Origin of the sequence: Aeromonas rivuli, from assembly GCF_000820045.1 — a bacterium.
Classification (GTDB): domain Bacteria; phylum Pseudomonadota; class Gammaproteobacteria; order Enterobacterales; family Aeromonadaceae; genus Aeromonas; species Aeromonas rivuli.
Genome location: NZ_CDBJ01000100.1, coordinates 92555 through 111044, shown reverse-complemented (window position 1 = coordinate 111044; position 18490 = coordinate 92555). Strand labels below are relative to the sequence as shown.

15 protein-coding genes and 1 pseudogene are annotated in these 18490 nt (G+C 60.3%); 8 read left to right on the top strand and 8 right to left on the bottom strand.

What is annotated here, in order from left to right:
- The first annotated feature begins 1 nt into the window (after position 1).
- The 4 genes from BN1130_RS20310 (at position 2) to BN1130_RS20295 (ending at position 4638) form a co-directional block, all read left to right on the top strand.
- On the top strand, positions 2 to 1345 hold the full coding sequence (locus BN1130_RS20310; RefSeq protein ID WP_042044254.1) for a TackOD1 domain-containing metal-binding protein: 1344 nt from the start codon (positions 2 to 4) through the stop codon (positions 1343 to 1345).
- A complete protein-coding gene (locus BN1130_RS20305) occupies positions 1338 to 2678 on the top strand; it encodes a glycosyltransferase family 2 protein (RefSeq protein WP_042044253.1) in 1341 nt (446 codons plus the stop codon). Before BN1130_RS20310 ends, BN1130_RS20305 begins: the two co-directional genes overlap by 8 nt.
- Positions 2678 to 3727, top strand: a complete 1050-nt coding sequence (locus BN1130_RS20300; protein ID WP_042044252.1) for an HlyD family secretion protein — start codon at positions 2678 to 2680, stop codon at positions 3725 to 3727. The genes BN1130_RS20305 and BN1130_RS20300 overlap by 1 nt, the downstream gene beginning before the upstream one ends.
- A gap of 431 nt (positions 3728 to 4158) precedes the next feature.
- The gene (locus BN1130_RS20295; RefSeq protein ID WP_042044251.1) at positions 4159 to 4638 is read left to right on the top strand and encodes a L,D-transpeptidase family protein; all 480 of its coding nucleotides are present in this window, start codon (positions 4159 to 4161) and stop codon (positions 4636 to 4638) included.
- Between the two features lie 63 nt (positions 4639 to 4701).
- On the opposite strand, the gene BN1130_RS20290 is transcribed toward BN1130_RS20295, so the two are convergent.
- From BN1130_RS20290 to BN1130_RS20270, 5 genes are read right to left on the bottom strand one after another with little or no spacing between them, the layout of a single operon-like run.
- Positions 4702 to 5148 carry an ion channel gene (locus BN1130_RS20290; protein WP_084218275.1) on the bottom strand — a complete coding sequence of 149 codons (447 nt, stop codon included), beginning with the start codon at positions 5146 to 5148 and terminating at the stop codon, positions 4702 to 4704.
- Positions 5145 to 6173, bottom strand: a complete 1029-nt coding sequence (locus tag BN1130_RS20285) for a DUF2955 domain-containing protein (RefSeq protein WP_042044250.1) — start codon at positions 6171 to 6173, stop codon at positions 5145 to 5147. Before BN1130_RS20285 ends, BN1130_RS20290 begins: the two co-directional genes overlap by 4 nt.
- A 34-nt stretch (positions 6174 to 6207) precedes the next feature.
- Positions 6208 to 7341 (bottom strand): HlyD family secretion protein, encoded by a 1134-nt coding sequence (locus BN1130_RS20280; protein ID WP_042044249.1) that lies wholly within the window; start codon positions 7339 to 7341, stop codon positions 6208 to 6210.
- A gap of 18 nt (positions 7342 to 7359) precedes the next feature.
- The gene (locus BN1130_RS20275) at positions 7360 to 8904 is read right to left on the bottom strand and encodes an efflux transporter outer membrane subunit (RefSeq protein ID WP_052448275.1); all 1545 of its coding nucleotides are present in this window, start codon (positions 8902 to 8904) and stop codon (positions 7360 to 7362) included.
- Positions 8894 to 10024: an AI-2E family transporter gene (locus tag BN1130_RS20270; RefSeq protein WP_042044248.1), complete on the bottom strand. Its 1131-nt coding sequence runs from the start codon at positions 10022 to 10024 to the stop codon at positions 8894 to 8896. The genes BN1130_RS20275 and BN1130_RS20270 overlap by 11 nt, the downstream gene beginning before the upstream one ends.
- A gap of 516 nt (positions 10025 to 10540) precedes the next feature.
- Here BN1130_RS20270 and BN1130_RS20265 point away from each other — a divergent pair.
- Both BN1130_RS20265 and BN1130_RS20260 read left to right on the top strand, forming a co-directional pair.
- Complete coding sequence (locus BN1130_RS20265; RefSeq protein ID WP_042044247.1) at positions 10541 to 11263, top strand: AzlC family ABC transporter permease; 723 nt, start codon at positions 10541 to 10543, stop codon at positions 11261 to 11263.
- Between the two features lie 66 nt (positions 11264 to 11329).
- On the top strand, positions 11330 to 11671 hold the full coding sequence (locus tag BN1130_RS20260; RefSeq protein WP_042044246.1) for an AzlD domain-containing protein: 342 nt from the start codon (positions 11330 to 11332) through the stop codon (positions 11669 to 11671).
- Between the two features lie 93 nt (positions 11672 to 11764).
- On the opposite strand, the gene BN1130_RS20255 is transcribed toward BN1130_RS20260, so the two are convergent.
- Entirely contained in the window at positions 11765 to 12961 is a 1197-nt protein-coding gene (locus tag BN1130_RS20255; RefSeq protein WP_042044245.1) for an amino acid aminotransferase, read from the bottom strand.
- Between the two features lie 143 nt (positions 12962 to 13104).
- Positions 13105 to 13380, bottom strand: a complete 276-nt coding sequence (locus tag BN1130_RS20250; protein WP_042044244.1) for a metal/formaldehyde-sensitive transcriptional repressor — start codon at positions 13378 to 13380, stop codon at positions 13105 to 13107.
- 72 nt (positions 13381 to 13452) lie between these two features.
- Here BN1130_RS20250 and BN1130_RS20245 point away from each other — a divergent pair, with 72 nt between their 5' ends.
- Entirely contained in the window at positions 13453 to 14406 is a 954-nt protein-coding gene (locus BN1130_RS20245) for a cation diffusion facilitator family transporter (protein ID WP_042044243.1), read from the top strand.
- Positions 14407 to 14525: 119 nt separating this feature from the next.
- Here the strand turns inward: BN1130_RS20245 and BN1130_RS20240 are convergent, their stop codons facing one another.
- Positions 14526 to 14936 (bottom strand): hypothetical protein, encoded by a 411-nt coding sequence (locus tag BN1130_RS20240; protein ID WP_042044241.1) that lies wholly within the window; start codon positions 14934 to 14936, stop codon positions 14526 to 14528.
- A gap of 268 nt (positions 14937 to 15204) precedes the next feature.
- On the opposite strand from BN1130_RS20240, the pseudogene pulA reads away from it, so the two are divergent.
- A pseudogene (gene pulA, locus BN1130_RS20235) lies at positions 15205 to 18480 on the top strand (pullulanase-type alpha-1,6-glucosidase); the annotation flags it as partial.
- Between the last annotated feature and the right edge of the window lie 10 nt (positions 18481 to 18490).

Genomic DNA, 18490 nt, shown 5'->3' with positions numbered 1-18490 from the left:
AATGATGATCATGAGTGAACAACCCGGCCAGATTGCGCTGCTGGGAGGCACGGTGGATCGTGTTACCCAGTCTCTCCTCGATCTCTCCTTGTGGGATCCGGCACGGCAACCTGTGCTGCTGCTCAATCTGCCTGCCGATGAGCAAGACCGGGTGCTGCAGGCGGTTCGCCGGGATCCTTCCCGCTACCTCTATCCCGTGTTCTGCGTATTGCAGAGTCCGCTCTCTCCCATGCTGGCGGATGGTCTTATGCCACAGCTGGATGAGCGGGTGCCCGACATGCTGGAACGTTTGGCGCTGCTGACGCCGCGTGAGCATCCGGATGACATGGAAAAGCTGGCCTGGTACAGCTGGCCCCGTGCGTGGTTTCGCCTGCTGCCACGCTGGCAGGCCGGTTGTCGTCAGGGATACAGCTATCCGCTGCTGGATTGCTTGTTGGGAGCCGATGCCGGGGCATCCTTACCACAACTGGTTTCCGAACGGTTGTTGCAACATGAGCAACTGGTTGATCGGGTGCGCTTGTGCAACAGCTGCAACTCGGCTCATCTCAATTTCGTCGATGTGTGCCCGGAGTGCTCCCATATCGCCATTCAGGCCAAGCCAGCGGTGCACTGTTTCACCTGTGGCCATGTGGATGATCAGGATGCCTTCATGCAGCAGGGTGTCATGCGTTGTCCCAAGTGCGTGACAACCCTGCGTCACATCGGGGTCGACTATGATCGGCCACTGGAGAAGTACCGCTGCCTCTCTTGCCATGCCCGTTTTATGGAGGCCGCCGTTCTGGCGCGATGTCATGAATGTGGCCAGGCCCACAAGCCAGACGATCTGGTGGTGGCGCCCATTTATGAGTATCGCATCGGCAAATTGGCTCGCCATATAGCCCGCGAGGGTACCCAGCAGTTACATATTCCCCTGACCTGGGGGACGCCCATGGCAATGGATCATTTCCCCTGGCTGTTGCAGTGGAGCAACAGCCTGCTGCAGCGCCATGGCGGTCACCATACCCTGCTGGCAATCCGGGTCGAACATCTTGCTGAGCTGCGCGCCAAGTTGGGCCTGTTGAAAACCCAGCAGCGGTTGGCTGCCTTGCTGGCCCGTCTGCAGGCACTGTTCCGGGATACCGATGTGGTGTGCCAATATGCCGACGATCAGCTGTTGCTGCTGTTGCCGCACACCAGTGTGGAGGATTGGCAGATCCTGCAAGGACGGATCCTTGCGCTCAACAACGTCGAAGGACTGGATGCGCTGACCCTGAATGTGAAGGTGCAGTCGCTGCCTACCGCCCTGGGTGAAGAGACTGGCGTCTGGCTGAGCCACTGGTTGGATGGGAGCCTCCCGGATGCCTGAGTGGATGAGTACTATCCGTTACATCCTGACCGAGATCCTGGGTAGCCTGCAATTTTCACCCAGGATGATCCTGCTGCTGCTGCCCATGCTGCTGTTGATGGAGGTGCCCCTGATGGCATTGACGCTGACCGGGATCCTCAAATGGTTTGCCCGTCAGGTGCCCAAAGCCTCCGATCTGCCGTTGTCACGTCGTTGTCCCAAGGTCTCCTGCATCATCACCTGCTATGGGGAGGGGGAGGCGATCCGGTCCACCATCCTGACCCTCAAGGAGCAGCTTTATCGCGGTCATCTGGAGATTATCGCGGTGATCGATGGTGCCAAGGCCAACGCTCATACCTATCAGGCGGCCTTGAACTGCATCGCCGCATTTCAGGGATGCGAGACGCGTACCTTGGTGCTGTTGCCCAAGTGGCAGCGTGGTGGGCGGGTATCGACGCTCAATGCCGGCTTGTCTGCGGCAACCGGCGAGATAGTGATGAATGCCGACGGGGACACCTCCTTCGACAACAACATGATCGACGAGATGGTGGCCTGTTTCGATGATCCGGATGTGCCGGCCGTCGGCGGTGCGTTGAGGGTGCGTAACTTGCGCGATGGCCTGCTCACCCGCATGCAAGGGATCGAGTACATGATCTCCATGCAGGGAGGCAAGACGGGTCTGAGCGAATGGAACCTGATCAATAATATTTCGGGGGCGTTCGGGGCATTTCGCCGCGACTTCCTGCGCCAGATTGGTGGTTGGGATACCCACACGGCGGAGGATCTGGATCTGACGGTGCGGATCAAGCACTACCTCAAGCGTCACCCCAACCTGAAGATAGGGTTCGCCCCCAGGGCCATAGGTCACACGGATGCACCTGCGGATCTGATGACTCTGGCAAACCAGCGTCTGCGCTGGGATGGGGATCTGCTGTTTCTTTACCTGCGCAAGCACAAGTTGTCGCTGACGCCACGCATCTTGGGATGGAAGACCTTCCTGTTCACCCTGGTCTATGGGGTGGCGCAAAACGTGGTGCTGCCCCTGCTGGTCATGGGATACAGCTGGTGGCTGGTGTTCAGCTATCCGGGCCAGTTTGTGACAGCCTTGATGCTATGTCTCTATCTGGTCTATCTGTTCCTCACCCTGGTCAATTTTCTGGTATTTCTGCTCGCCATATCCGAGCGGCCCAACAGGGATCTGCGCATGCTGCCATGGTTGTGTCTGTACCCTGTCTATACCCTGCTGATGCGCCTGTGGTGCGCCGTGGCTCTGCTCAATGAAATATTCCGACGCGGTCATGAAGAGAGCAGTATGGCGCCTTGGTGGGTATTAAAACGAGGAAACAAATTCTGATGAAAGTCACGTTCAATCCCCCCAAGAAACGGGATGCCACCTCGGATGAAGGGATCCGGGTGTTGTATGCCCCCGCCAAGCGCATCGCATTTCGGCTGCGCTGGTATCTCATCCTGCTGCTGGCATTCAGCCCCGTTATCATACTGCTCTGGTATCTGGGACGAGAGTGGTGGCTGACCCAGGCGCCAGCCATCATCACTACCGAGCCCCAGCTGGTGGTCGCCAATGGTGATGGTTTCATCCGCAGCATCTATATGTCTCCCGGCCAGTCCGTCTTGCAAGGGGATACATTGATGCGGTTCGAGTCACCGACGCTCATGGCCAACATCGAAGGGCGCAAGGCCCGGCTGAAAGCGATCGAACTGGACAAGGGGAGTGCCGAGCAGGCGATATTGCACAACCTGGATGAGCAGATCGCCATCGCCGATCGGGGCACCCGTGAGCAGGAGGGGATTTACAAGGAGTATGCGAACTACAGGAAGGAAAAACTGGTCTCCAGTGCCGAGTATGCCAGCTCTCTGTTGAGTTGGACTCAATCGCGCATTTTTCTGCAGAAGGCCAGGTCAGAAAAGACGCTGCAAGAGTTGCAGATCCAAGAGGATCACCTGACGGGGCCATTGGCCAGCGCTCGCCACTCTCTGGAGCAGGAGCTAACGGAGATGGAAGCCACGGCAAGGCAGCAACAGCCCCAGGCTCCGGCAACGGGAAGAGTTTCCGATGTGCTGGTGCAAGAGGGTGACTGGGTCTTTTCGGGCGCACCGCTTGCTCTGATCTCCAAGCATGAGGATCCCCTGGTCATCGCGTATGTGTTGCCAAAATACCTCTCCTCGATGGAGACGGGCCACAAGGCGATCGTCAAGTTGCCAAGCGGAGAGCGTTTTACAGCCAGGGTTGCCAGACCGGTAGAGCTGGCCGACAAGTTGCCGGCTCAACTGGCCGCCCCGTTCGAGGGGGAGAAGGCGACACTCAAAGTCGCCTTGTCACTGGATGAAAAGCTGCCTCAGGGTTTGCTGGTCGAGGGACTGCCAGTCACGGTGTTGTTTGATTGAGCCAAAGTGCTGTGTCCCTCGGGGGCACAGCGCTTTCATCTGGGGTCAGCCGCCAAGGAGGGAACAAAGTGCATGTTTCTTATCTGACCTGATCGACCAATGCATCCGTATTGCCAGACTCTTCCTCTGCCCATGCCCGCCCTTGGGATCCTCTGCACACCTTCAGGTGCACAGGCCACTGGCACCCTTGCTCCTCCGGTCGGCCTTGCATCCATCTGCGGGTAGGTCGCCGGACCCACTGGCGATATCTCCTGGCTACCCATCTGATTTGATTATGGTTTCCAATCTGGCACTCATTATGGCGCCTGATATGTTTCTCTGGGTATATTGAGTATTGATGGCGATCCAATATGATGACGCACGCCAGCCAGCGCTGGTATTCAGATGATGTACTGTCAAGAGCCCGCAACAGAGGCTCGTCGAGGGATGGAATGAGAGCCGTAATATTATGTGTGCTGGGCCTGTGGCCCGCGTTGAGTTTCGCCAGTCTGGGCATGAGTGCCGACATGGTCGTCGTGAACAAGTCCTCCTATAGCCTGAGCCTGATGAAGGATGGCAAGGAGTTGAAACGCTACTGGATAGCCCTGGGACCAGCCCCCAGGGGACACAAGCAGCGAGAAGGGGATCAGCGTACCCCCGAGGGGCGCTATACCCTGGATTACAAGAAGAGTGACTCGAACTTCTATCGTGCCATCCACATCAACTACCCGAGTCTGGACGATATCAAGACGGCCAACGAGTTGGGCGTCAGGCCGGGTGGCATGATCATGATCCACGGCCAGCGCAACGGCAATGGCTCCAGCTTGCAGCCGTCCAACTGGACCAATGGTTGCATCGCCATGCTCAACAAGGACATGGATGAGGTGTGGAGCGCCATCGAACCGGGCACCCCCATTATCATCAACCCCTGAGGGGCAGGATGAATAAAAACGGCAGGCCATTGGCCTGCCGTTTTTATTGGGGTGCTGGTCGTCTCAATCCAGTTTGAGCTTGTCTCTTATCTGGGCCTTTATCAACGCCTGCAGCACGGCCATCAGCGCGGCCCCCGTCATGCCAAACATCAGCACGCCATTGGCGGCTTCGAGCGGGCCCAGCATCTTCCAGTGATGACTCATCACTATGTCGCCATAGCCGAGAGAGGTGAAGTTGACCCCGGAGTGGTAGATGGCGTCATAGAGCTGGGTAAATTCCCCCAGGGTCAGGAACAAGGTGCCCCAGAGCGTGATCTGGATGAAATTACCCAGCATCAGCAACACCATGACAACCAGCAGGGGGCCGACACCACGCCCCAGCCAACCCGGATTGGTGTTGCTGTGAACCTGGTTGATATAGAAGCGCACGGCCCAGAAGGTCACTGTGGCTTGCAACGAGAGGCAAATGAGCATGGTGGGCAAGCCCACCAGCAGGTTCATCAAGATCATGGCATTGTCTCGTGGTTGAGTGTCTGTGGGGATCGCCTGCTCGCGCGCCAGCGCTCAAGTACCCAGACCGCCCCCCAGGCGTAGCAGGCGACGAGCAGGAAAAGGCCCAGTCTGAACAGGGATGCCTGCAGTACATCCTTGCCGTTGGCGCTGTCCTGAATGGCCGGGCCCAGCAGTATCATCATGGTCATCAAGGCGTTGCTCCAGAAGGAGGGGGCAACCCGGCTCATTCTTATCCTGAATAGTCGCACGCCGAGCCAGAGGCTGGTGGCCATGATCCATAGCATCAGCATCCACAGATTGGGCCAGAGTGCGAGCCCGGACCAGGCAATGGCGGCGACCAGGGCGCCGGCCAGGGTCGAGCCTATCAGCTCCTTGCCTGCATTGCGGGCATTGGTGGTACAGGCCTGCTGGCTAAGGGCGACCGTCTTCATGATGGCGGCCAGATAGTGGGAGGGGTCTTGCAGCGCCAACACCAGGACCGGCAGCACTATGATGACGGCCCGCAGTGCGACCCAGCCTGCGTTCTCCGGGCTGAGGTAGCCAGGCTTGGCCCCCTGATTCGGTTCATCGGGAAACAGATTGTGAGAGACGGTGCCGATGAAGGCCCCCAGCATGACCCCGGTTGCCAGCGCCTGGATCACCATGAAGGCGAGGGCCTGATCCGCCACCCCGGCTACCGGGATCAGGGTGAAGGTGATGACCAGTAGCGTCAGCAAGGGGTTGCCGCTCTTGAGACCGGAGTAGAAGAGGCCAAACAGTATCAGGGCAATCAGCAGCAGGGCGCTGACCCCATAGTGTTCAAGCAGGGGAACCATCAGCACGCCGCTGGCCATCAGCACCATGAGCACCCCTCCCATCAGCAACCCCTTGAGCAGGGGCAGAGGAGGGCCCGGTTTGCACAGCAGCAGTATCACCACCAGACAACTCAAGTGAGGCTGAGGCAGGGCCAGGCCGTAGGTCACCATGACACTGAGGCCCATGCCCAACGTGAGTCGCAGTACTGCTTTGTCGGCCCTGTGCATCAGGGTGTCGCTCCGTATCGCATTCGTTCGCCGCTCAATAGAGGTAGGAGAGCAGGCTCATCAACTTGATGAAGCATACCCCCAGGCCATTCATCAGCCAGTTGTCGCCGCTGTATACCAGCACTTCGGCCTGGCCGCCGACCCGGATCCCTTGAATATCCTTGAGCTCATCTTTTTCAAACTCGATGGCGACCGGGAAACGCTGAGCCTGGCGTAGCCAGTCACGGCTGTTTTCCACCGTGGGCAGACTGCCAGCCGCACTCTGCGAACCCGAACTGACCCCGTTGCCCAGACTGCGGATCTTGCCCTTGAATACCCGGCCCGGCATGACGTCCAGCACTATGGCTACCTCATTGCCGGGAGCCAGATTACCCAGGTTGTTCTCCGTCATGTCGGCGCTGATCCAGACGTCATGGATGGCGATGAGCGTCATGGCCGGGGTGCCGGCCGAGGTGAACTGACCGGCATCGGTGCGCAGGTCGGTGACCAGGCCGCGGGAGGGGGCCAGCACCCGGGTGTGACTGAGATCCAGCTCTGCTTTTTCGATGGCGGAGCGGGCGCTGATGAGCTGGGAGTTGTTGTCGCCACTGTTGCCGGCGGCTTCCTTGGCCTGGATCAGGCTGGCTTCGGCGGCCTTGACCTGACTCTGGGCCTGCACCCGAGTGGCGCGGGTCACTTCGAGGCGACGTACCGAGATGGCTCCGGGATCCTCGGCATAGAGCCGCTCCTGGCGATTGGCGTCTTGCTCGGCCTTGAGGCGATTGGCCTTGGCGGCCTGCAAGGAGGCTTCGGCGGCAATGACACCGGCCCCCGCCGCATTGACCGAGCGCGACACCGAATCGTAGTCGGATTTGGCCCTCTGCAGGGCTATCTGATACTGACTGGGATCTATCTCGAACAGCGGCTGACCGAGCGCGACATCCTGGTTGTTCTGCACCAGTACCTGCTGCACCTGACCCGAGACCTGGGCGGCGATGGGCACCACGAAGGCCTGCACCCTGGCCTGGGAGCTATAAGGGGTCAGACGATCGGCGGTGAAGTACCACAGCAGGCTGATGGCGATCAGAGCAAGCAGCAGCAGGGTGCCGATACGGCTCCCCTTGCCCGGCTGAGGGCTGGGCGGCGACGCTGGCGGATTGGCGGGGGGCATGGGGGTATCTTGGCTCATGGTCTTCTCGTCATCTTGTTAGGGGGCATCGGCAGTGGGCAGCGGATCGGTCAACAATGGACCCCAATCACTGCGCGATTGCATCTCTTGCTGGCTCTGTGCATCGAGCAGTGGACGATTTCGCCCTTGCTGCCAACCTCCCCCCATTGCCTTGTAGAGGGAGATCAGGCTGAGCATCACATTGCCGCGGCTGCTGACCAGACGCTCTTGCTGGCTGAACAGGGCCCGCTGGGAGTCGAGCACCCGCTGGAAGTCCGCCATGCCTTCCCGGTAACGGATATTGGCGATGTCGAGGGAGCGGCGGGCAGCCTGCTCGGTCTGCTCAAGCAGCGCTATCTGCTCTTCATTCTTGGCAAACCCTATGGCGGCATCGTCGATCTCGCGCGCGGCGCCGAGCAGGGTATTCTGGTAGCTCTCCTTGAGCTGCTGGAAGCGGGCATCTTGCACCAGCACCGCATTGCTGAGCAGGCCATGGTCAAACACATTCCACTTGAAACTGGGACCTATGCCCCAGTCCAGGGTAGAGCTGCTGCCCGACAAGGAGGTGGCCGACAGGCCGACCGAACCGAGCAGGGTGAGGGAGGGGTAGAGCTCCGCCTCGCTCACGCCTATCAGGGCGGATTGTGCCGCCATCAGCCGCTCAGCACTGCGCACATCCGGTCTGCGGCGGATAAGATCCGCTGGCAAGTCTGCCGCCAAGGTAAGTTTGGCGTGAGGGATGATGCCAATGTCGGCACTCATCTCCGGCAGGGGACCGGGGGCGCGGGCCAGCAGGGTGCTCAGGGCGTTTTGCCCCTGACGCAGACTGGCCTCAAGGGAGGGAATACCGGAGAGCGTACTCAGGTATTGGGTCTTGGCCTGCTGTACGTCCAGCTCATCGCTGTTGCCGCTCTTGAACAGCTTCTCGGTGATCTCCAGGCTGCGCTTTTGCAACTGGGCGTTGTCCCGGGAGATCTGCAGGCGCGACTCCAGGGTGCGGATGTTGACATAGAGGCTGGCCACCTGGGCCGCCATCAACACCTGCACATCATCATATTGCGCGAGGGTCGAGAAGTAGCTGGCGTCGGCCGCCTCTATGCTGCGCTGGAATTTACCCCAGAAGTCGATCTCCCAGCCGAGATTGGCACCCAGGCCATAGCTCATGAAGTGACTGTCGGGTCCGTCCCGCACCTGCCCTGTCTGCAGGGCGCTGCCGCTCACCTGTTGCAGCTGGGGATAACGACTGGCATCGGCGATGCCAAGTTGTGCCCTGGCTTCCAGAATGCGCAGGCCTGCGATCCGCACATTAGGGTTCTTGGTCAGGGCCTCCTGTACCAGGCTATTGAGCACGGGATCCTGAAGCTGGGTCCACCACTCATCAAGCGCTACAGCTGATTTTTGGGCCTGGGTCTGGCCGAGGGATCCTCCCTGCCACTGGCTAACGGGACCACCCTCGGGCCTGACATAGTCGGGCCCGAGGGTGGTACAAGCACTCAGCAATAGACTACCGAACAGGGCGACCCCTAAGGGCGCCCTGCGGTAACTGATGCTATCTGTGTTGGCTGATGATGGTTCAGGGGGCATCTTGCTGCTCTGTCTCCTGGGTGTTGCGGCTCAGCGGAGTGAGATGATCCCCTGCTACCCAGGTCATGAAGATCTGGTAGCCGATGGCGAGCAGGGCAGCCCCGACGAACATGCCGAGTATGCCGCTTGACACCATGCCACCCAGGGCGCCCAACAGAATGATCGGCATGGGCGCATCGACGCCGCGACCGAGCAGCAGAGGCTTGAGCACGTTGTCGGCCAGACCTGAGATCACCAGCAGCACTGTGTAGGCAACGGCTGGGGCAGTCGCGTAGTCGCCGCTGCTCCAGATATAAATGACGCAGGGAATGAAGATGACGGCGGCCGGGATCTGGGCAATGCCCAGGATCAGCGCAATCAGCGCAATCACGCCAGGGGCTGGAATACCGGCGATGGCGACCGAGAGACCGAGCAAGATGGCCTGGATGAAGGCGACCCCGATGACCCCTTGTGCCACGGCGCGTATGGTCGCGGTGCAGAGGGTGGCGAATTCGTCACCACGATGCTCACCCATGATGCGGGCCGAGATGGCGCGCGCGCTCCGTTGACCCGGCAAGCCGTAGGCCATGATGATGCCAGCGACCGCGAAGGAGAGGATAAACTGGAGCATGCCGGTGCCCATGCTGGCCACCATGCCGAGGGCTGTCTTGGCCAGGTTACCTATCTTGGGCTGCATGCTCTGAATAAAGGCGGGCAGATCGGTCGCAGCCTGATGCCAGACGGCGTAGACCTTTTTGCCGACGATGGGCCAGGTGCCCACGGATTCAGCGGGCATGGGGATCACCAGGCTGTTGGCCTTCATGTCATGGACGAAACCCGTGATGGTATCGGCCAGGGAGCTGGTCAGTACCGCCGTTGGCCCCACGATCAGGACTATGCCGCACAGCACCAGCAGGGTGGCTGCCCGCCCCTGGCGGTTACCCAGTCGCGCCGCCAGCTTCTGGTGGAAGGGGTAGAGGGTGACTGCCAGGATCAGGGCCCATAACATCAGGGTCAGGAAGGGGGAAAAAATACCGTAGCAGGTGATGACCAGCGCCAGGATCAGACCAGCCTTGATAAGCACATCCAACAGCTTGTTAAACAAGCGGCGTTCCAGTTCGGGGTTAGTATCTTGTTGCATATCAGGCTCTCATGATGGAAGTGAGGTTAGGTCATCAAGTATCGGTAATTTTTAGGAGGGCATTCTTTAATTATTTACCTGTCCCCAGGCTTAACCACTTGTCTTTTTTCGGGTAATGGATGAAAAAGGTCGTTAAATATCAATATATTGTTTTATATAAGATTAATAAAGAAGCTATTTACGAGTTTGTAAAGAGGGTCACGGGGCGCGTGCTCGTTTGTTTATGGTGCACAAAGGTGACGGATTGATGAACGCTGGCAGGCACACCTATTCATAGGAGCAGCTAAAGCGACGTTATACCAGCCATCGCTGGCGGCCTAGATATCTGTCATGGCGCCCGGGTGTCTTCAAATATGTCACCGTCGTGAACGCAGTGCGCGAGCAGCCTTAACCAGCTGTGCTGCCAGGGGCTAAGCCGGGTGATGTATCAATGGCTTGAATGACGCCCGCCGGGTTAGAGTTCATCCCTTGACTGTGGTAGTTTGCTTGCTCCTTTTTATGCAGTGGAATACAGATATGGCCGTCAATTCCGCGCAGCACGCAGCCAGCGCCTCTCGCTTCTCCCGCCCGCTCCTGGTGCGGGCCAGTCTGGATATATTGCCGCTCTCGGTGTCCGTGGTGCCCTGGGGGATCCTCTGCGGCGCCCTGGCGCTGCAGGTGGGGCTGAGCCCCCTGCAGGCACAGCTGATGTCACTACTGGTATTCGCCGGGGCGGCCCAGCTCTCTGCCAGCACCCTGATCGGGGCGGGAACCCCTCTGTTGCCTATCCTGGGCTCTACCTTCGTCATCACCTCCCAGCACTTCCTGTATGGCTTTACCTTCAGGCGCGAGGTGATAGGGCTGCCGCTGCGCTGGCGTGTCGGGCTCGCCTTCTTTCTCACCGATGAGATGTTTGCGGTGGCCCTCAAAGACAGGGAGCATCAGGGGGTATTCAATCCCGCCTATGCCCTGGTGGCCGGGGTGGTCTTCTACCTGTTCTGGAACCTGGCGACCCTGGTCGGCATCGCCGCTGGCCAATACATTCAGGGGTTGGAACAACTCGGCCTCGACTTTGCCATCGCCGCCACCTTTATTGCCATGACGATCCCGGCCATGAAGAGTGTGCCCATGGTGGCCGCCACCCTGGTCAGCGGCGGTCTGGCTGTCATCACCAAGCACTGGTTTGCCGAGGTGTACATCATCATCTCCTCCCTGGCGGGCATGCTGGTGGGCTATCTGTTGCAACGGGCGAGGGATTGACGATGAAGAGCTTCATAAAGGGGCTGTACAGTGCGTCGCTGTGCGGCAATGGGGAGAGATATTGAAATGAGCTGGCTCATGATAGGCCTGCTGGCCATGATCACCTTCTTCAACCGTTTTGCCTTTTTCTCCCGCCTGACTCGCTATCAGCCGGGGGAGGAGATGGGCACCTTCCTCAGCTTCTCCGCCCAGTCGGTGCTGACGGCCATCTGGTTGCCCATAGTGTTCAGCTACGAGCCTGCGGCGGGGCTGAGCTGGGATCTGGATTACCTGCTGGCCGCCGTGCTGGTGACGTTGCTGACCCTGCTGCGGCTGCCGACGCTGGCAGTGGTGGTGATCGGCATGGGCGGCTTCTTCCTGCTGCGCTGGCTGGGTGGCGCCCATGCCTTGTGGGCAATGCTGCCCTGAGCGGTGAGCGCGGAGGCCGTCATCCATAGAAAGAGCCCCGCCATGGCGGGGCTCTTTCGTGAGGATTGTCAGCGGCAATGAATACGCGGGATCTTAATCCTTGAGCACGGCGGCGAAGGCGTCGGCTACATATTCCACATTGCGGCTGTTGAGCCCCGCCACGCACATGCGCCCCGAGCGCACCAGATAGACGGCGAACTCCTCGCGCAGGCGATCGACCTGGCTTGGGGTCAGGCCGGTATAGCTGAACATGCCGCGCTGGCTGATGAAGTAGCTGAGATCCCGGCCTGGCAGTTTGGCGCTGAGCACCTCAAACAGCTTCTGGCGCATGGCCTTGATGCGGGTGCGCATCTCGGTCACCTCATCGAGCCAGAGGGCGCGCAGCTCAGGCTGATTCATCACCGCCGCGGTGATTTGACCGCCGTGAGTGGGCGGGCTGGAGTAGTTGCGACGCACGGTCGCCTTCATCTGACCCAGTACCCGACTCGCCTCTTCCACATCTTTGCAGATGACGGACAGGCCGCCACAGCGCTCGCCGTAGAAGGAGAGGTTCTTGGAAAACGAGTTGCTGACGAAGAAGCTGACGCCTGCGTTCAGCATGGCGCGGATGGCGTAGGCATCTTCCTCCAGACCGTCACCGAAACCCTGATAGGCGATGTCCATAAAGGGAATCAGCCCTTTATCCACGATGAGGGCGATCACCTGATCCCATTGGGCGCGGGAGAGGTCCACGCCGGTCGGGTTATGACAGCAAGGGTGCAGCAGCACTATGCTCCTGGCGGGCAGCGCGCTCAGACAGTCGATCATGGCGCCGAAGTTCAGACCGCCACTGGTTTCGTCATAGTAGGGGTAGTCGTGCACCTTGATGCCGGCTCCCTCGAACATCGCCTTGTGGTTGTCCCAGGTCGGATTGCTGACCCACACCTCTGAGGCAGGGAAGTAGCGCTTGAGCAGATCGGCGCCGATCTTCAGCGCGCCCGAACCACCTATGGTCTGGATGGTGGCGATACGACCCGCCTTGACGGCGGCGTGTTCGGCGCCAAACAGCAGATGCTGTACGGCGCTGCGGTAGTTGGCGGCACCCTCCATTGGCTGATAGGGGCGCGGCGCCGGCGCGGCGGCCCGCTGGGCTTCGGCCTGCTGCACGGAAGCCAGCAGCGGAATGCGGCCCTGCTCGTCGTAATAGAGGCCGATCCCCAGGTTCACCTTCTGCTCGCGGGTGTCTTTGTGAAAGGTCTCGACCAGGGTCAGTATGGGGTCGCCAGCGTAGGCATCGACGTGTTCAAACATGGGGGATCCTTGCGAAGTTGCATCCAGAATTCGGAGATCAATGATCGGCAGCCATCATGGCGTAAAGCGGACGAGGGCTCAAGCCTGAAACCGGCGGTAAATCATGCTGCTGCCAAGTTGGCCGTATCCCAGGGAGAGGCTCGTTATTTCAGATAGGAGCGCAGTACCCGCACCACCTGATCCAGATCCTCCAGCCGCTCGGCCGGGGTAGCCTCTTCGGCGCCGAGGTGTTCGCGCATATGCCCTTCCAGTACCTCCAGCATCAGGCCGTTGACGGCGCCGCGGATGGCGGCAATCTGCTGCAAGATGGCAGTGCAGTCGGTCCCCTGCTCCAGGGCGTTCTCCAGCGCACCTGTCTGCCCCTTGATGCGTCTGACCCGGGCCAGCAGCTTCTTCTTGTCGTGAATGGTGTGTGACATGGAAAATCCTGATGATCTAAAAAAACTATACTGGGGTATAGTATATTGCATCAAAGCCCGCAGGAGAAATCCATGTCATCCGTCGCTACCCATCAGTGTCATCAACCCGTCTTGCATCAGGGTAATCCCCTGGCCGAACAGAAGACCCGCTGGGCCGTGCTGCTGACTCTCATCATGATGGTGGCGGAGATCAGCGGTGGCTGGGTATTCAACTCCATGGCGCTGCTGGCCTATCGCGCCGCCCGCCACTTCGCCCGGGATCATCGCTTCAGCTTCGGCACCTGGAAGATCGAAGTGCTGGGGGGCTTTACCAGTGCCCTGCTGCTGGTGGGAGTGGCGGGCTTGATGCTATTCGAGTCGGTGGCTCGGCTGCTGGATCCCAGCCCCATTCACTACCAACAGGCGATCGCCATCGCCTTGCTCGGTCTGTTGGTGAACCTGGCCTGTGCCTGGTTGCTCAAGGAGGATCATCACCACGGCCATCATGACCGTCACCATGGCCACGATCATCACGATCATCACGATCATCACGATCATCACGATCATCACGTTCATCATCACGATCATCATCAGGATCATCATCAGGATCATCATCATCACGGCCATCAGGATCTGAACCTGCGTGCCGCTTACCTGCACGTGCTGGCGGATGCGGCGACTTCGGTGCTGGCCATCTTCGCGCTGGTGGGGGGCATGCTGTGGGGCGCCGACTGGCTGGATCCTCTGATGGGCATTGTGGGCGCCGTGCTGGTGGCCGTCTGGGCAAAGGGCCTGCTGCGCGACACCGGGCTGGTACTGCTGGATGCCGAGATGGATGCCCCCCTGGTGGCGGAGATCCGCGAGCTTATCGCCACCCTGCCCGGCGCCGAGATCCGCGATCTGCACGTCTGGCGAGTTGGTCAGGGGCAATATGCCGGGGTGCTGTCACTGGCCATGGCGGATCCGGTGCCGGCCCGGCAGATCCGCGAGCAACTCGCCATCCACGAGGAGCTGGTGCATCTCACCATCGAGATAGCACAGGCCTGATGCTCCAGGCTGGGGCGGTGCTCTCCTCTTGCTCTTGGGCGATCTCATGGGGGAGGGGGCTCATCAGCCCCTTGTGCAGAGGCGAGCAGGGGGTGTCCATCGTTATCTGACGATCCCTCTTAGGGGTGAGGGTGGTGTTCCTCGACGGCGCTGTGTTGCCAGACGGCCCCCAGCAGCAGCTTGAGGAACAGCTTGGGTGGATCGTCCAGCAAGTGGCCCGATTCCAGTTGCAGCTGACCATCGGCGCGAAAACTCAGGCTGGCATGGACTGTGCCGGTCTCATCCAGGATCTGGAGCAGGCCGTCGAGGGCAGGGTGCTTGGTGGGCTGGCAGCGCAGCCGCAACTCGCGGGGCTCTCCCAGCAGGGTGAAGGCTCGGCACAGGGGCGGTGTCTCTTCATAATCGGGCCAGCTGAAGAAGTGATACTGCTCCGCCAGGGCCCCCGCCAGCTGGCAGAATTGGTTAAACAGCTGGTTGAGGGCCTGATATTCCCTGTCCAGCTGCCTGGCGTGCTCCTCGATCCTTGTCATATGGCATACCCTCTCTATCTATTTGATCCTAATTTGGTTTTTCTGAATCTTGTCGCCTTGTCCCAGTTGTGAGGCTAAATAGTCCCCCGGTCTGTGAGCCCGATCCAACTTCTGTTATGAAAACGTTATCTTGTTGAAAGTGTATGACTTTTATGCAAAACCGCTCACGTTTGCATCCCAGGCCGCTGATTAATATGGTTCTGCTCGGCACTGACCGGGCCTGAACGTCTCGACCGTCGGGACTCACACAGCGGGAATAATAAAAAACATGGATATGAAAAAGACCAAGGTGGCGCTGGTAACAGCCTCACTGTTGACCCTATTGTCCGGCTGCAATGGCAGCGGCTCCGATAACGACAGTGGTAGTGGCACCGATCCGGTCGCCCGGCTGCCCAAGATGGATCCTCCCAAGGAGTTGCTGGTAGCGGGACCGAATGAGGCGGTGATCGCCCTGGTAGACACCCAGTCTGCCGCGGCGCGCGGGGTGGATGGCCCCTTCGCCAGTTACAGCCTGCACCTGTGGAACAACGATGCCTGCAGCGCCACCGCCGCCAGCGGCCTGAATGCGAGCTGGGATGATGGGAGCAAGACGCCAGCCAGTGCCGACAGCGTCGGCCCGGCCTGGGTGGTGCCCCTCGACAAGCTGGAAGGCTGCATCAACTTTATCGCCCGGGATGGTTCCCTCGGCAACCTGACGGGCAGCGACATGAAGGTGATCTTCCAGGATCACCCGGATCGCACCGTCGCCATCCTGGCAGGCAAGGGGGATGTCTATGGCAGCCGGGCCGAGGCGTTCAACGCCGCCTTCGGGGTGTCGGGGGCCAGTGCCCATCTGATCGATGGCAATACCCTGATCTGGCAAGGGGGCAAGGACAAACCCCATGTGCGTCTCTACTACACGGAATCAGGCACCATCACCGCCAATGGCGAGGGGGTGTTTGACTTCCCCTACCTCAAGCTGACCCCGACCAGCCTCTCGGCCTCGCAGCAGGCCAAGTATCCGCACCTCAAGGACGCCGCCGCGTTCGCTTTGCCTACCGGTAAGGACCTCAAGCCCTTGCTCAAGGGGGAGTTGGTGGCAATTGGTACCGACCAGGAGGGGATCTTGCAAGCGGCGACCCTGGTACAGAGCGCTGGCGCCCTGGATGCTGTCTATGCCGAGGCCGCCACCAAGCTGGCCTACGGCGCCATAGCGGAAGGGGGCAGCGTCAGCTTCCGGCTCTGGGCGCCGACCGCCAAGTCGGTCAAGCTGGCGCTGTTCGATGAGCAGCACCAGCCTCTGGGCGAACGCGCCATGACGCTGGATGAGGCGAGCGGCAGCTGGAGCCTGCAGGGTGGCAGCGAGCTGGTGGGCAAGTTCTACCGCTATGCCATCGAGGTCTATCACCCCCTCAGCCGCAAGCTGGAATCCTATCAGGTGACCGACCCCTACTCCCTGAGCCTGGCCATGAACTCCGAGTTCAGTCAGGTGGTGGATCTCGACGATCCGGCCCTCAAACCCGTGGGTTGGGATAGCCTCAAGGCCCCCCACAGTCAGGTCAATCCCGCCGACATCGTCATCTATGAGGCCCATGTCCGGGACTTGACCGGCAACGACGACTCCACTCCGGCCGAGCACCGCGGCAAGTTCCTCGGCCTGACCGACAGCGACAGCGTCCCCGTCACCCACCTGAAATCCCTGGCCAAGAGCGGCGTCAGCCACCTGCACCTGCTGCCGGTGTTCGACATCGCCACCATTGACGAAGATCCGGCCAAGGTTGCCAACCTCCAGGATGACTTCAGCAAACTGTGTCAGGTCAACCCTGAGGTGCAAAACTCCAGGTTTGCCAGCCACTGCGGCGGCGGCCAGACCATAGCGGCCGTGCTTGGCGATCTGCAGATGAGCGACAGCAAGGAGAACCCTGTGGTGCAGGAGCTTTACGGTTATCTGCGCGGGGTGGACTCCTTCAACTGGGGTTATGACCCCTACCACTACACCACCCCGGAAGGCTCCTACGCCACCAACGCCGAGGGCTCGACCCGGATCAAGGAGTTCCGCGAGATGGTGCAGGCCATCAAGCAGAACATCGGCATGAACGTGGTGATGGACGTGGTCTACAACCACACCAACGAGGCGGGGCTGGGCTCGAAATCCGTGCTCGACAAGATAGTGCCCTGGTACTACCAGCGCCTCAATCCCGAGACCGGCTCGGTGGAGAACTCCACCTGCTGCTCCAACACGGCGCCGGAACACGCCATGTTCGCCAAACTGATCGACGACTCCCTGGTGACCTGGGCGCGGGACTACAAGATCGATGCCTTCCGTTTCGACTTGATGGGTCACCATCCCAAGGATCAGATGGTGCAGGCCCTGGCGGAGGTGAAGAAGGTCAACCCCGAGATGTACTTCTACGGCGAGGGCTGGAACTTCGGCGAGGTGGAGAACGACAAGCGCTTCGTGCAGGCCACCCAGCAACACCTGGCCGGGACCGGTATCGGCTCCTTCTCCGACCGGTTGCGGGACGCGGTGCGCGGCGGCAGCCCGTTCGACGGCGGTGAAGGCATTCGCAAAGCCCAGGGCTTCGGCAATGGCGCCTTCGTGGCTGCCAACGAGCTGGACGGGGTTGAGCTTGCCACCGCCCTGCATCAGTCCGATCTGGTGCGTCTGGGCATGGCCGGCAACCTCAAGGCGTTCGTGCTGACCGACAAGGATGGCGTGGTGAAGAAGGGGGCGGAGATCGACTACAACGGTCAGGCTGCGGGTTATGCCCAGGATCCGACCGAAGTTCAGAACTACGTCTCCAAGCATGACAACCAATCCCTGTTCGACAACCTGGTCTACAAGGCGCCACAAGGTGCCGATCTGGTACGGATGCAGGGGGTGTCGCTGGCGACCGCCATGCTGGGGCAGGGCATTCCCTTCACCCACGCTGGCAGCGAACTGTTGCGTTCCAAGTCCATGGAGCGCGACAGCTACGACTCCGGTGACTGGTACAACAGAGTCGATTACACCCTCGGCGACAACAACTTCGACAAGGGCTTGCCACGCAAGGATAAAGACGGCGACAACTACCCGTTGATCGAGCAGGTGCTCGGCCAGCACGCCACGCCGGGCTCGGCCGAGATGCAGCAGATGGTGAGCTTCTACCAGGAGCTGGCCGAGTTGCGTCAATCCTCCCGTCTGCTGCGTCTTGGCAGCGGTGCCGAGGTGATCAAGCGGGTCGACTTCCGCAACACCGGGCCGGATCAGATCCCCGGTCTCATCGTGATGTCGGTGGATGATGGTGCGGGTGCCGGGGCGGATCTCGATCCTGCCATCGATGGTCTGGTGGTGATGATCAACGCCACCAACACCAGCCAGAGCATCGGCGATTTGCGTGACGGCAAGGATCAACCCATCGATCTCTCCGGCATGGTGTTGAGCGGCAAGCATCGCGGTAGCAACAGCATCGCCAATGGCGCGGCTGCTGGCAGCGGTCAGCTCACCCTGGGGGCCTGGTCCGCCGCCGTCTTCGTCAAACCGCAAGCCGGTGCCCAGGGGGCGGGTCTGCCGCTGGGCAAGAAGGGGTAGGCCA

Coding starts and splice junctions, on each gene's coding strand:
- BN1130_RS20310 (WP_042044254.1), top strand. CDS start 2: ATGATGATCATGAGTGAACAACCCGGCCAGATTGCGCTGCTGGGAGGC.
- BN1130_RS20305 (WP_042044253.1), top strand. CDS start 1,338: ATGCCTGAGTGGATGAGTACTATCCGTTACATCCTGACCGAGATCCTG.
- BN1130_RS20300 (WP_042044252.1), top strand. CDS start 2,678: ATGAAAGTCACGTTCAATCCCCCCAAGAAACGGGATGCCACCTCGGAT.
- BN1130_RS20295 (WP_042044251.1), top strand. CDS start 4,159: ATGAGAGCCGTAATATTATGTGTGCTGGGCCTGTGGCCCGCGTTGAGT.
- BN1130_RS20290 (WP_084218275.1), bottom strand. CDS start 5,148: ATGATCTTGATGAACCTGCTGGTGGGCTTGCCCACCATGCTCATTTGC.
- BN1130_RS20285 (WP_042044250.1), bottom strand. CDS start 6,173: ATGCACAGGGCCGACAAAGCAGTACTGCGACTCACGTTGGGCATGGGC.
- BN1130_RS20280 (WP_042044249.1), bottom strand. CDS start 7,341: ATGAGCCAAGATACCCCCATGCCCCCCGCCAATCCGCCAGCGTCGCCG.
- BN1130_RS20275 (WP_052448275.1), bottom strand. CDS start 8,904: ATGCCCCCTGAACCATCATCAGCCAACACAGATAGCATCAGTTACCGC.
- BN1130_RS20270 (WP_042044248.1), bottom strand. CDS start 10,024: ATGCAACAAGATACTAACCCCGAACTGGAACGCCGCTTGTTTAACAAG.
- BN1130_RS20265 (WP_042044247.1), top strand. CDS start 10,541: ATGGCCGTCAATTCCGCGCAGCACGCAGCCAGCGCCTCTCGCTTCTCC.
- BN1130_RS20260 (WP_042044246.1), top strand. CDS start 11,330: ATGAGCTGGCTCATGATAGGCCTGCTGGCCATGATCACCTTCTTCAAC.
- BN1130_RS20255 (WP_042044245.1), bottom strand. CDS start 12,961: ATGTTTGAACACGTCGATGCCTACGCTGGCGACCCCATACTGACCCTG.
- BN1130_RS20250 (WP_042044244.1), bottom strand. CDS start 13,380: ATGTCACACACCATTCACGACAAGAAGAAGCTGCTGGCCCGGGTCAGA.
- BN1130_RS20245 (WP_042044243.1), top strand. CDS start 13,453: ATGTCATCCGTCGCTACCCATCAGTGTCATCAACCCGTCTTGCATCAG.
- BN1130_RS20240 (WP_042044241.1), bottom strand. CDS start 14,936: ATGACAAGGATCGAGGAGCACGCCAGGCAGCTGGACAGGGAATATCAG.